The following is a 13,083-nucleotide window of genomic DNA, read 5'->3' on the forward strand; positions in this document are numbered from 1 at the left end:
CCACGTCCCCGGCATTCGCGCAGCACTGCCGAAATACCGCGCGCCGCAGCGCGATGCGTCAGGTGGACCCGGCTACTGAGCGGCCGGGAATTCCTCGGCGAGTTCCTCGAAGACCGCGGTGTTCATCGCGAAGGCGCGCTTGCCCTCGTCGAGTACGCGGCGGCGCTCCAGATCATCGAGCGGCAGGCGATCGAGCAGGCCGCGGTATTCCCGCTTGAACGCCGCCGGATTGTGTACGCCGTCGAAGACGTAGAAACGCACGCCGTCGCCGCGATGCGGAAAGTTCCACAACTTTTCGGCGGTGCCGCGGATGACTTGTCCGCCGGACAGGTCACCGAGGTAGCGGGTGTAGTGGTGGGCGATGTACCCGGCGGGCCAGTCGCGTGCGCACGCGTCGATGCGTTCGGCGTAGGCCGCGGTGGCGGGCAACGGTTCCAGGCCGGTACGCCAGCCGGAGCCGAGCAGATGCGCGAGATCGCGTTCGAGTTCCGCGGTGCGGGCCAGCTCCGGCCGGATGAACGGTCCGGCGACCGGGTCGCCGGCCAGCGTCTCCCACCGCTGTTCGAGCGCGCGGTAGATGAACCAGAGCTGACCGGTGTAGCGGTGATACGAGTCGACGCCGAGGGATCCGCCCAGCATGTCGCTCATGAAGCGGGAGTTCTCCGCCTCCGCGTGCTGCTGCGCGGTGGCGGTACGGATCTGCTTCGAGAACGGATCTGTTTCCGGCATGTCCGAACCACCTCACCTCACACCGGGGCCGCCATCGCATCGCGCCGCCCTGACCAGTTCGATAAGAGGTTACCGGGCGGGCGTTCGGCGCGCATGCGCCTCGCGGTTCAGTGCGCGGACGCCGAGCGGCGCCGTCGCCGCACGATCGGGCGGCGCAGCGAGCCGAACCGGCGCAGTATCCGGGGCCTGCGCACGGTGCGGTCGCACCACTCGCCGAGGGTGACACCGGCAGCGAGCGCGCAGCCGATGCCGAAGGCCGACAGCAGTTGGTTGCCTCCGATCACCAGTTCGTCGTTGAGCAGGGCGTAGAGCCCGCGGTAGACCTTGAGGCCGGGGAGCAACGGGGTGATGCCCGCGACCGCGACGACCAGCGGGGGAGTCAGCGCCCGGCGGGCCATCAGGCCACCGGCCAGCCCGACCAGCGTGGCGGCCGCGCCGGAGGAGATCACGGGACCGAACCCGGCCTGCTGGACGAGCAGGAAGCAGATGATGCCCGCGGCGCCGCTGCCCGCCGCGGCGGCGAGGGCCCGGCGCTCGGCGTAGCAGGCGAGCGCGAACGCCAGGGCCGCCACCGCACCGGCCAGGATCTTCACCGGCAGGTCGGTGATGTCGCGGGCGGAGGTCAGATAGACCGGTGGCACCGTGGCGTCGAGGAGGTCGGCGATGCGCAGGGTGAACGCGATGCCCGCGATGATGCCGCCGGTCATCATCATCACCTCGAGCATGCGGGCCGTGGCGGTGATGGGTGCGCCGGTGATCGCGTCCTGCACCGAGCCGACCAGTTGCAATCCACTGAGCAGCACGGTGATCCCGGCGGCGATGATCAGGGTCGGGTCGGCGTCGATCCGCAAGCGGGCGGCCAGGCTCGCCAGCACGATGGCCGGGATCGCGGCGATGGCGCCGCCCACCATGTGCTGGAAGAAGAAGGGCAGTCCGTAGCGATTGAGGACGCGATTGGTGCGGTCGATCGCCGCGGTGGTCGCGAAACTGATCGCGGCCACGAGTGCGCCGGCGCCGAGTAGCGCGGCGATCGCCGCCGCCATCAGCGACCACGCGGCGGTGGCGGTCCACCGGTGGTACGGGTGCGGCGCCGAGGTGATCGCGTCGAGCGCGGCGCGGGCCTGGTCGGGGGGGACCAGTTCGTTGCGGATCCGGCGGGTCAGCCGGTCCACCGCGGCGAGCCGGGTGAAGTCCAGGGCGCGATAGTGCACGATCCGCATCGTGCTGGCCGGCGGCAGCGCGGGCCCGCGGTCGGCCCAGATGCGGATGGCGTCGTAGGTGACATCGATGCTGCAGCGGGACAGGCCGTAGGTGGCGGCGATGAACCGCACCGTCGTGGTGGTGTCCACCACGCCGGTGCCGGAGGCGAGCACCACCTCGCCGACCCGGACCGCGAGGTCGAGGACTTCGGCCACTCCGGCGTCGTCGGTGAGATCGATCGGCTGCAACGGCGTCGGCGCGGTGACGATGGTGTCCGCGGTCGCCTGCCGGTCGGCCACCAGCAGGCCGACGGCCTGGGTGACGACGGGTATGGGCCGGGCGCGCCGCAGGCGAAGCCCGCGACGCCAGCCGAGGTGATCCACCCGTTGGGTGGTGACATCGCCTGCGGAAGATGCGTCGAGACTCATGGAGGCGAACCTAGTCATCCGACGTCTCGTTGGCATCCGTGCGGGTCGCGGCAGGCGCGCCGGCACCGCTCACCCCTTGGTGGGACCCGGCGAATCGTGGTAGAACTTGTTCTAATTTCGGCGATGGGAGCGCGTACGGTGCGGTACGGAATCGTGTTGTTCACCAGCGATCGGGGCATCACCCCCGCGGATGCGGCGGTGGCCGCCGAGCGTGCCGGTTTCGACACGTTCTACGTCCCCGAGCACACACACATCCCGGTGGTTCGCGCGGCGGCGCACCCGCGCACCGGCGATGCGAGCCTGCCCGACGACCGCTATCTGCGCACCCTGGATCCGTGGGTCGCGCTGGGCACCGCCGCGTCCGTGACCGAACGCATCGGGTTGTCCACCGCGGTGGCGCTGCCCGCCGAGCATCACCCGATCACGCTGGCCAAGACCATCGCCTCGCTCGACCATCTGTCCGGCGGCCGGGTCAGTCTCGGCGTCGGATTCGGCTGGAACACCGACGAGCTGGCCCACCACGGTGTGCCCGCGGGCAAGCGCAGGACGGTGCTGCGTGAGCATCTCGAGGCCATGCGTGTGCTCTGGACCGAAGAGGAGGCGGGCTTCGACGGCGAGTTCGTCACCTTCGGCGCCAGCTGGTCCTGGCCGAAGCCGGTGCAGAAACGCATTCCGGTCCTGCTCGGCGCGGCGGGCACCGAGAAGAATTTCACCTGGCTGGCGAACTACGCCGACGGATGGATCACCACGCCTACCGAGGACGGGTTGGATCAGAAAATCGCTCTGCTGCATCGGGTGTGGCGCGAGCACGGGCGCGCCGACCGGCCCGAGGTCGTCGCGCTCGCCGGGCGGCACGACGCCGAGCAGCTGGCGCGCTGGGCCGAAGCGGGTGTGACGGAAGCGGTTTTCGGGCTGCCCGATCGCGCGGCGGAGGACGTGCGCGCCTACCTCACGCGACTGGCCGGGAAGCTGGGTATCCAGCCCAACGGGTGACGCGCTCGGCGCGCCACCGCGGTCACCCGTGGCCGCGGTCGCAAGCCCGCGAGCACCGGCCCGACGCGAGGCGAACCGCCCCGGACGAGAAGTGGCCCGCGCGAAGCGGCTTCGCGCGGGCCACGGGGTCGGTCGTCAGCGCAGGTCGCGCCTGCGGAACGCGGTGACGCCGACGGCGAGCAGGACCGCCGCGACCGCGAGCAGCCACAGCACCGGCAGCGCCTGGAATTCGGCGCCGGGCACCTTCGGTGGGTGGACGAACGGCACCAGATCCACCATCCATTGCGGCAGCCCGTCCAGCGAGCCCACGAAGAAGATCACCACCATGGCGCTGAGCACACCCCAGGCGACCGGGGCGAAGCGCGGTGCGACACCGTAGAGCGCGACCGCGATGCCCGTGACGACCCAGACCGCGGGCACCTGCACGGCGGCGGCGCCGATCGATTGCCCGAGTTTCGTACCGAGATCACCTCCGGTGGCGCCGTACACGATGCCGATCGCCACGCCGGAGACCAGCAGTGCCGCGGCGGGCCCGAGCAGCGCGAAGCCGATGTGGCTCAGCGCGTAGCGGACGCGGCCGACCGCACCGGACAGCGTCGCCTCGACCCGGGCGCTGGTCTCCTCGTCGTGCAGGCGCAGGGCGGCGGAGATCGAGTAGGCGGAGGCCGCCGCGGCCAGCATCGTGATCGCGTAGGTGATGAACGACTGCTGTAGCTGCTGGGAGCCGCCCATCCGGGTGACCATGTCGCGGATGGACGCGCTGCCGTCGAGCATGTCGCCGACGCTGTTGACCGCGCCGCCGATCAGCAGGCCGTAGAGGGCGAAGCCGACCGTCCACGCCAGCAGGGTGCCGCGCTGCAACCGCCAGGCCAATCCGAACGGGCCGGACAGCACAGGCGCCGCGGCCGGCGGCCCGGGACGCTCGGCGATGAGCCCCGAACCGACGTCGCGATTGCCGAGCAACGCGTACGCCAGCACGGTGCCCGCCACGGCGAGGACGGCGAAGGGCAGCAGCACCCACCATCGTTCGTCGGCGTACGGGCGGATCTGCAACGACCATCCGATCGGCGAGAACCAGGACAGCACACCGTTTCCGGCGTCGCCGACCGCCCGCAAGGCGAAGGCCGCGCCGAGGGCGCCGAAGGCTACGCCGCGCGCCACTCGCGCACCGGCGCTCACCTGAGCGGCGACCGCGGCGATCGCCGCCCAGACGATGCCGGACGCCGCCAGCGCGGCGCCGAAGGCCACCGATCCCGCTCCGGGCAGGTCGGCGGCATACAGCGCCGGCGCGCACACGATCCCGGCGAGCGCCGCCCCGGCGTAGGTCATGATCAGGGTGGCGGTGAGACCGGCGAAACGCCCGATACTGGTGGCGCCCACCAGTTCCGCGCGCCCGGTTTCCTCCTCGACGCGGGTGTGCCGGATCACCGTGAGCACCGTGGCGATGGCGATCATGGTGTACATGGCGCCGGCTTTCCAGGTGCCGATCGAGCCGAGCGCCGAGCTGAACACCGGACCGTACATGGCGATCAGCGCGGGGCTGTCGGCCGTGGTGCGCGCGAAGCTGTCCAAGGACGCCTGGTTGTCGTACAAGCCCTTGATGCTGACCACCTGGAACGCGGGCATCACGCCGATGAGCAGCGTCCACAGCGGTAGCACGATCCGGTCGCGGCGCAGGTACAGCCGAAGCAACCGCCCGGTGCCCGCGAAGTCGCGGTAGACGCCGAGCTGCGCCGTCGCGGCGCGCCCGGCGATGGCGGTGGTCATGCTCGCACCTTCTCCCCGGTGACAGCGGCGGACTCGGCGTCGTGGCCGTCGACGTGGTAGTGCCGCAGGAACAGCTCCTCGAGCGTCGGCGGCGTGCTGGTCAGGCTGCGCACGCCCGCGTCGCCGAGCACCCGGATCAGCTCGCCCAAGTGCTCGTTGTCGACCTGGCAGCGCAGCGTGTGGTCGTCGAGTTCGATGTCCTCCACGCCGGGGATGCGGCTCAGATCTCCTGCGTCGCCGATCAATTCGGCAGTGATCGACGTGCGCGACAGATGGCGCAGGTCCGACAGCGAGCCGCTCTCCACCGTGCGCCCGGCCCGGATGATGGTCACCCGGTCGCACAGCGCCTCCACCTCGGACAAGATGTGGCTCGACAGCAGGACCGTCGCGCCGCGCTCGCGCGCCTCGTGCACACACTCCCGGAAGACCTGCTCCATCAGCGGGTCCAGACCCGAGGTCGGCTCGTCGAGCAGCAGCAGCCGCGCGCCGGAGGCCAGCGCCGCGACCAGCGCGACCTTCTGGCGGTTGCCCTTGGAGTAGGTGCGCGCCTTCTTGCGGGGGTCGAGGTCGAAGCGCTCGATCAGCTCGTCCCTGCGTGTCTCGTCGAGACCGCCGCGCATCCGGGAGAGCAGATCGATGGTCTCCCCGCCCGACAGCGACGGCCACAGCGTCACATCGCCCGGCACATAAGCCAATTCGCGGTGCAGGGCGACCGCATCGGCCCACGGGTCGCGCCCGAACAGCCTGGCTTGCCCGCCCGTGGCGCGCAGGATCCCGAGTAGTACCCGGATGGTGGTGGACTTGCCCGCGCCGTTGGGGCCGAGGAAGCCGTGGATCTCGCCCTCGGTGACCGTGAGGTCGAGGCCGTCCAGCGCGGTGACGTGACCGAAAGTCTTGCGGAGACCGCGGACTTCGATAATGTCGGACATCATTTCTCCTTGGTGAATGTGTCCAAGATCGTGGGATCGGTGATCAGCCCTTGGGTGTAGAACTCCAGGGCCGGTGGGGTGAGTTCTTCGGTGAGTTCGCGAATCGCCTTGCGATAGTCGATCTTCTCGTCGCGGTGCTGGCGCATCTGCATGTACAGCATGGTCGCGCCGACGTTCAGCATCATCAGGTAGCGGGCGCGCGCCGCGGGATCGCGGCTCGGCTTGATCCTGCCGGCCTCGACCGCCTTCTCGAGATAGCCCTCGGCATCGGCGGTCATGTGCTCGAACAACGATTCCGCCATCGGTCCGCCCGCCTGCAGGCTGCGCACCATATAGGCGACCAGCGGCGCGTACGACTCGACCTCGGCCAGGGCGTCGAGCATGCCCGCCTTCATGGACGACGCGGTGATCGCCTTGACCTTCTCGTCGCGGATCAGCTGCAGGACTCGGTCGTCGCAGGCGGCGCGCAGGCCGTCCTTGGAACCGAAGTGATGGTTGACCAACCCGGGCGAGACGCCGGCGGCGGCGGCGATCTTGCGGACGCCCACTTGGAATCCGTGCTCGCCGAACACCTCGATCGCGGTATCGCGAATGCGGGCCGCGGTGGTCAGATCCTCGGCGGATCCTTGCGGAACGGGCTGTTGGTTAAACACATGTTCAGTATATTAAACGCGTGTTCAACGGTCTAGCAAGACCCTGTCCCGGAGTTGTCGCGCATCACGGTTTGCCGCCGGTCTACCGGGCTATCGTCGAGACATGACTAGCGGCACGGCAACGACGGCGGACCACCTACGCGCGGCACTCGACGGACCCTGGGCGGCTGTCCGGGACGAAGCCCGGACCCTGCTGGCCGGGGAGGAGTTCACCGGCGACCCCTACCTGGACTACAAGGCCGCGCGAGCGCGGGTGCTCGAGCAGATGAAGGCGATCTCCACCATGGGGTTCGCCGAGCGCGGGTTCCGCCGGGAGAACGGCGGCACCAGTGAGCCGGGCGCCGCGGTGGTCGGGCTGGAGATGCTGGCGTACGCGGATCTGTCGCTGTGGGTGAAGTCGGGCGTGCAGTGGGGACTGTTCGGTGGCGCGGTGGAGAACCTCGGCACCGAACGGCACCGGGAGTACATCGAGCGCTTGATCTCGCTGGACCTGCTCGGTTGCTTCGCCATGACCGAGTCCGGGCACGGCAGCGACGTGGCGAACCTGGAGACCACGGCCACCTACGACCCGCAGACCCAGGAGTTCGTGGTGCACTCGCCGACGCCGTCGGCCCGTAAGGACTACATCGGCGGCGCGGCCGAACACGCGCGGATGGCCGCGGTGTTCGCGCAGCTGATCACGCTCGGCGAGAACAAGGGCGTGCACTGCCTGCTGGTGCCGATCCGCGACGAGAACGGCGCCGACCTGCCCGGCGTGACCACCTACGACGACGGCCTCAAAGGCGGCCTGCCCGGCGTGGACAACGGGCGCATCGTCTTCGACCACGTGCGGGTGCCCCGGGAGAATCTGCTCAACCGCTATGCCGATGTCGCGCCGGACGGCACCTACAGCTCCGAGATCGAGAACCCGAGCCGCCGGTTCTTCACCACGCTCGGCACCCTGGTTCGCGGGCGGGTCAGCGTCGGCGGCGCGGCGGCGGCCGGCGCGCGGGTCGCGCTGAGCATCGCCATGCGCTACGCCCTGCAGCGCAGGCAGTTCTCCGACCCCGACACCGGTGTGGAGACCGTGCTGCTGGACTATCGCAGCCATCAGCGCAGGCTGCTGCCGCTGGTCGCCAAGTCCTACGCCCTCGCGTTCGCGCAGAACGACCTGGTGCGCCGGATGCATCTGGTGCAGACCGGCCAGAACCTCGAGGAGGGCGCGCAGCGCGCGCTGGAGAAGCGCGCGGCGGGCCTGAAGGTCGCGCAGACCAACCACGCCACCCGCGCCATCCAGGAGTGCCGCGAAGCGTGCGGCGGCGCGGGCTACCTCACGGAGAACCGGCTGGTCACGTTGAAGGCCGACACCGACGTCTTCACCACCTTCGAGGGCGACAACGTCGTGCTCACCCAGCTGGTGGCCAAGGAACTGCTCACCTCCTACGCCGACGAGGTGCGCGACCTGGACGCGCTGGGCTGGGTGCGCTTCGCCGCCACCATGGCCGGCGACGTGGTGCGCAAGCGGTCCGGCGTGCGCCAGCTCATCCAGACCCTGCGTGACCGGGGAGACGACTCCATCGACGAGGGCGACCTGTCCCGCCGGGTGGTGCAGTTGCAGCTGTTCGCCGACCGCGAGGACTACCTGGTCCGGACCGCGGCGCACCGGCTGCGCGCCAGGGCCGAGGAGACCGGTCCGTTCGAGGCGTTCAACAACGCCCAGGACCACATCCTGGCCGCGGGCGCGGCGCACATCGACCGCCTGGTGCTCGAGGCGTTCATCGAGGGCATCTCCGACATCGAGGACCCCGAGGCGCGCGAACTCGCCGACTGGATGTGCGACCTGTTCGTCTACTGCACGATCGAGGAGAACCAGGCCTGGTACATCATGCACCGGTTCATGTCGGTGGACCGGGCCAAGGCCGTGCGCCGTGGCGTGAACGAGCTGGTCGACCGGCTGCGTCCGCACGCGCTGACCCTGGTCGAGGCCATGGGCGTGCCGGAGTCGATGCTGCGCGCGGCCATGCTCGACGACGCGAGCGTCTTCGAGCGGAACCAGCCGATCTCGGCGTCTTCGTAGCGGCTGCCACGATCGGCCGCCGCCCGCCCGCGGCCGATCAGCCCGGCCCGTACGTCGTCAACGCGGTGACCAGGAACCACACCACCCAGACGAAGCCGACCACCATGCCGATGGCCAGGAGGGTGCGCATCACCGCGCGGCCGAGGTCGAGGTCACCGCTCTCCCGTGGATACAACTTCCACGGGCTGTACCAGGGAGCCCGGATGGCGTACCGGGACGCCTGCGCCTCTCGTTCGGCCTGCGCGAGTTCCTCCGCGTAGGCCTCGGCCTGCGCCTGATTGGGGCCGCCGTGCCACAGCGTGATGTCGATCGGGCCGAGGAAGCCCTCGTTGATCAGTTCCTGCGGTGCGGGGAGATAAGGCAGGATGCCGAGCCCGCGGAACGCGACGGCGACGTCGTTGGCCGTCCAGAGGTGTTTCTCCTCGGCGGCGAGCGCGTCGAAGTAGTGCCGGAGCCGGCCGGGATCGTCGCCGATGATCACGTCGAAACTCGGATCGGCCCAGCGCTGTTCGAGCTGGAGCTGGGCGCCGGGCAACGTGACGAGCAGCGCGACGCCGTGCACGACGCGCTGACCGAGACCGCGGGCGGCCAGCCATTCCTGCAGCGCGAAGGTGTGCTCGCGGGACTTGTCCAGCGGTGTGCGGCGGTCGCGGCTCTCCGTCGCGATCGGTTCGCCGCCGATGCTCCACGGCCCGTTCAGCGGGACCTCGAGCACACCGTCCTGGCGGGCGGCGAGCGCGTCGGCCTCGATCACCACGCAGCTGGTCGGTGTCCAGATCACGGCATCGAACTGGTGCAGCCGATCCTTGTGGAACAGGCTGCAGGTGATCGTCGCGACACCGTGCGGACTCGCGGAGTCCTTCCAGGTGCGCAGCCAATCGATCAGCGCGCGCTCGGCATTGGTGCCTGCGGCGTTCTGGACTCGCACGAGCATTGGCGGCCACCCTTCACGTCGACACTCGACAGTGGACAGGATACGAGGTGCCGCAACGGGTTCGCCGCGCCCACGCCGCGCGAACGGCGTGTCGGGTGCACACCCGGGTGGCGGCGCTACTCCGGTTCCGCTGCGTCGACCCGGCCGGTCCGCACGGCCTCGACCAGTTCGGCATGGTCGGCCTCGGTGCGGTCGGCGTAGCGCACCGCGAACGCGGCCACCGCCTCGTCGAAGCGCTCGTCACCGTCCAGATAGCCCGACAGCAAGCGCGGATCCAGCGACCGGGAATGGGCCCTGGCCAGCAGTGCGCCCGCCAGCCGCCCGTAGTCGTCCAAATCGGTCGCGGGCAGCTCGGCAAGATCGATGCTGCCCTTCAGGTTGCGGAATTGCCGGACGATGAAAGGCAATTCGGCGCCGTCAGCGGCCGGGGCGAGCGAGGTCCAGCCGAGCAGGATGTCGGATTCGGATTGAACGAGCCGCGCCCCCTGCACGATTCGCTCTCCCTCGTGGCGTACGGCTTGGGACTGCAGGAACGGGGCGAGTGCCGCCGACGCGGCCTGCTTCACCTGTAGGACCAGCGCTTCGCCGTCGTTGCCGTGCAGCAGCGCGAGGTAGCTGTGCAAGCCGACGCTTCCGGTCCCGACGATCCGGAACGCGATGTCCGACACCGCGAATCGGGTCAGCAGGGTGCGCCGCGACTCGGGCAGGGTGTCGGCGTAGCGCTCCAGGCCGCCGATCACCGCCGCCGCGACGTGCTCGTCCACGGCGGTGAGGATCGGGGGATCGCTGAGGAAGCGGTGCTTGCGGATGCCGGTCTGGTGATCCTCCAGGTGCTCGGTCCACTTCGCCACCACCTTGGCGCTGGTGTTCTTGCGTGCCTTCTTGGCCGCCTTCTTGAAGTCGTCGAGCAAGGCGTCGGCCTTGGCGCGGGTGATCACCGACTCGTCCGGAAGCGCGCACCAGGACGTCATGAACGGCATCGCGGCCAGCTCCTCCGCGGCCAGGCGGTAGGAACGGGCGGCGTCGCGCGCCGCGGTTCGGCACTCGTCCTCGTCGGCGCCCGCCTCGCGTCCGGCCAGCACCAAACTGGCCGCCAGCCGCTCCAGATCCCACTCCCACGGGCCGGGCACGGTCTCGTCGAAATCGTTGATGTCCATGATGATCTCACCGCGCGCGGTGCCGTAGAGGCCGAAGTTCGCCGCGTGCGCGTCACCGCACAACTGGGCGCTGAGCCCACTGTCCGGGCCACCCGCCAGATCGGCCGCCATCAGACCAGCCGCGCCCCGGTAGAAGGTGAACGGCGAAGCGATCATCCGCCCGATCCGCAGCGGTATCAGGTGCGCCAGCCGGCCCGCGTTGCTCGCCTCGACGAAGTCGAGCACACCCGGCCGCCGCACGCTGGTCGCCTCCCGGTCCCGTGCGATGACCGGAACCCGCTGACGCAGGGCGCGTCCGCGGGCGCGGACCTCCTCCGCGGGCACGTAGGAGCGCAGATCGATACCACTGTCCGACACAACGGCTCACGCTAGCCGGAACCGACCGTTCACGCTGCGTGGCCTCGCCCTCATCGCGCCGTGACGCCGGGCGGCGCAGGCTCGATCGGCAGCCGCAGCGCGCCCGGCGCCGCCGCGGGCACCGTGGGATGCGCCGGGGCCACCGCGGCGATGCGCCGGTAGGGCGAACCCAGTTCCGGCCTGGGGTCGGGATCGTCGCGATTGGGCCAGTACGCCATGGCGCGCTCCGCCTGCGCGGTGATCGTCAGCGACGGGTTCACGCCGAGATTGGCGGTCACCGCCGAACCGTCCGCCACATGCAGGCCGGGATGGCCGTAGACCCGCTGATACGGGTCCACCACGCCGGTCCCCGGGCTGTCGCCGATCACGCATCCGCCGATGTAGTGGGCCGTGGCGGGGATGTCGAGCACATCCATGATCAGCCCGTGGGTGTCGCCGTCGACCTTGGCGCCGAAGCGCCTGCCGATGTCGTGGGCCAGCGGGATCCAGGTCGGGTTCGGCTCGCCGGTGCCCTGCCTGGTCCGCAGCCGCCCGCGCTTGCGGAACGAGGTCAGCGAGTTGTCCAGCGACTGCATGATCAGCAGGATCACCGACTTCTCCGAGGCGTGCCGCGCGTCGAGACTGCGCAGGAACACCAGCGGATGCAGCACGATCGCCAGCAGGAACCGCAGGAAGCGGAACGCTCCACCGTCCACGCGGAACGCTCCACCGTCCACGATGGGCACCGACATCGGGAACAGCGCGTTCTGGCCTTTGCCGTAGTGACACACCTCGACGTGGGTATCGGGCTCCGGGTGGATCGAGGAGGTGATCGCGATGCCCTCGGCGAAATCGCGGCGGGCGCGGCTGACCACGTTGAGGATGGCCTCGGAGTTGCTGCGGGTCAGTTCGCCCAGCCGGGGCGACAGGTGCGCCAGCACGCCGTCGTCGCGCATCTTGTGCAGCAGTTTCTGCGTGCCGAGCGCGGCGCCGGCGAACACGACCTGCTCGGCGGTGAAGGTTCTGCGCGGCTTGCGGATCCAGCGGTCGGAGCGCTGGGTCTCGCTCACCGGCCACACGATGAGAAATATTTCGAATCATTCTGTCACCGGCGCGCTGTGGCGGAAACCATCCTCGCACGAGCCTGCCGCGGCAATATCCGGAAATTCGGCGCAGGGAGATGGCGAGGACCGGGGCCGGTGGGGTATGCACGGGTCGTGACAACCGAATCGGGCACCGCCCAACCGGAGGAACGCGCCGAAGGCGGCGGCGTGCGGGGCGTCTTCGCCGATCGCGTCCTGACCGTGCCGAACGTGCTGAGCGTGCTGCGCCTGCTCGGCGTTCCGCTGTTCCTGTGGTTGCTGCTGATCGAGCGGGCCGATGGCTGGGCGTTCGCGCTCCTGATCGCCAGCGGCGTCACCGACTTCCTGGACGGCAAGCTCGCCCGGCTGCTCGATCAGTCCTCACGACTGGGGGCGCTGCTGGATCCGTTCGTCGACCGGCTCTATCTGGTCACCACGCTGGCGGCCTTCGTGATCCGCGGCCTGATGCCGTGGTGGGTGGCCGCGATCCTGGTCGGGCGCGACCTCGTGCTCACCGCGACGCTCTCGGTGTACAAACGCCGCGAACTGCCCCCGCCGGAGGTGATCTACCTCGGTAAGGCGGCCACCTTCGCGCTGATGTCCGCGTTGCCCTGGCTGCTGGCGGGGGAGATGGACTGGGCCGCCGACGGTTTCGCGCGGGCCTTCGGCGCCGCCTTGCTGATCTGGGGCACCGCGGTCTACGTCTGGACCGGCGTGCTCTATACCGGTAGAGCCATCGCGGTCGCAAGAGCGATACCGGCTGTGGGGCACCGCGCGGCGTAGCCGATAGAGTTTGCGTGCAACGTTCAAACGAAAGGA

General features: G+C 70.0%; 10 protein-coding genes and 1 pseudogene. 3 read left to right on the forward strand and 8 right to left on the reverse strand.

What is annotated here, in order from left to right; genetic code table 11:
* Positions 1-72: 72 nt before the first annotated feature.
* Both NG1_RS27540 and NG1_RS27545 read right to left on the reverse strand, forming a co-directional pair.
* The gene (locus tag NG1_RS27540) at positions 73-729 is read right to left on the reverse strand and encodes a biliverdin-producing heme oxygenase (RefSeq protein ID WP_062975579.1); all 657 of its coding nucleotides are present in this window, start codon (positions 727-729) and stop codon (positions 73-75) included.
* Positions 730-836: 107 nt separating this feature from the next.
* Complete coding sequence (locus tag NG1_RS27545; protein ID WP_245660085.1) at positions 837-2,261, reverse strand: threonine/serine exporter family protein; 1,425 nt, start codon at positions 2,259-2,261, stop codon at positions 837-839.
* A gap of 234 nt (positions 2,262-2,495) precedes the next feature.
* Between NG1_RS27545 and NG1_RS27550 the strand changes: the two genes are divergently transcribed.
* The gene (locus tag NG1_RS27550; protein ID WP_040866511.1) at positions 2,496-3,350 is read left to right on the forward strand and encodes an LLM class F420-dependent oxidoreductase; all 855 of its coding nucleotides are present in this window, start codon (positions 2,496-2,498) and stop codon (positions 3,348-3,350) included.
* A gap of 135 nt (positions 3,351-3,485) precedes the next feature.
* Here NG1_RS27550 and NG1_RS27555 read toward each other — a convergent pair whose 3' ends face one another.
* Genes NG1_RS27555 through NG1_RS27565 form a run of 3 tightly spaced genes read right to left on the reverse strand, consistent with a single transcriptional unit; the run spans position 3,486 to position 6,699 of the window.
* On the reverse strand, positions 3,486-5,117 hold the full coding sequence (locus NG1_RS27555; RefSeq protein ID WP_062975581.1) for an ABC transporter permease: 1,632 nt from the start codon (positions 5,115-5,117) through the stop codon (positions 3,486-3,488).
* Positions 5,114-6,046, reverse strand: a complete 933-nt coding sequence (locus tag NG1_RS27560; protein WP_062975649.1) for an ABC transporter ATP-binding protein — start codon at positions 6,044-6,046, stop codon at positions 5,114-5,116. The genes NG1_RS27555 and NG1_RS27560 overlap by 4 nt, the downstream gene beginning before the upstream one ends.
* Positions 6,046-6,699, reverse strand: a complete 654-nt coding sequence (locus NG1_RS27565) for a TetR/AcrR family transcriptional regulator (RefSeq protein WP_062975583.1) — start codon at positions 6,697-6,699, stop codon at positions 6,046-6,048. Before NG1_RS27565 ends, NG1_RS27560 begins: the two co-directional genes overlap by 1 nt.
* A gap of 103 nt (positions 6,700-6,802) precedes the next feature.
* On the opposite strand from NG1_RS27565, the gene NG1_RS27570 reads away from it, so the two are divergent.
* Positions 6,803-8,755 carry an acyl-CoA dehydrogenase family protein gene (locus tag NG1_RS27570; protein ID WP_062975585.1) on the forward strand — a complete coding sequence of 651 codons (1,953 nt, stop codon included), beginning with the start codon at positions 6,803-6,805 and terminating at the stop codon, positions 8,753-8,755.
* Positions 8,756-8,792: 37 nt separating this feature from the next.
* Here NG1_RS27570 and NG1_RS27575 read toward each other — a convergent pair whose 3' ends face one another.
* The 3 genes and pseudogenes from NG1_RS27575 to NG1_RS27585 all read right to left on the reverse strand — a co-directional run.
* Entirely contained in the window at positions 8,793-9,689 is an 897-nt protein-coding gene (locus NG1_RS27575; protein WP_062975587.1) for a nuclease-related domain-containing protein, read from the reverse strand.
* Positions 9,690-9,805: 116 nt separating this feature from the next.
* Positions 9,806-11,203 (reverse strand): DUF2252 domain-containing protein, encoded by a 1,398-nt coding sequence (locus tag NG1_RS27580; protein ID WP_062975589.1) that lies wholly within the window; start codon positions 11,201-11,203, stop codon positions 9,806-9,808.
* Positions 11,204-11,253: 50 nt separating this feature from the next.
* Positions 11,254-12,243, reverse strand: a pseudogene (locus tag NG1_RS27585) (GMC family oxidoreductase); the annotation flags it as partial.
* A gap of 210 nt (positions 12,244-12,453) precedes the next feature.
* On the opposite strand from NG1_RS27585, the gene NG1_RS27590 reads away from it, so the two are divergent.
* A complete protein-coding gene (locus NG1_RS27590) occupies positions 12,454-13,047 on the forward strand; it encodes a CDP-alcohol phosphatidyltransferase family protein (RefSeq protein WP_062975651.1) in 594 nt (197 codons plus the stop codon).
* Positions 13,048-13,083: the final 36 nt, after the last annotated feature.

Source organism: Nocardia gamkensis NBRC 108242, assembly GCF_001612985.1.
GTDB classification, from domain to species: Bacteria; Actinomycetota; Actinomycetes; order Mycobacteriales; family Mycobacteriaceae; genus Nocardia; species Nocardia gamkensis.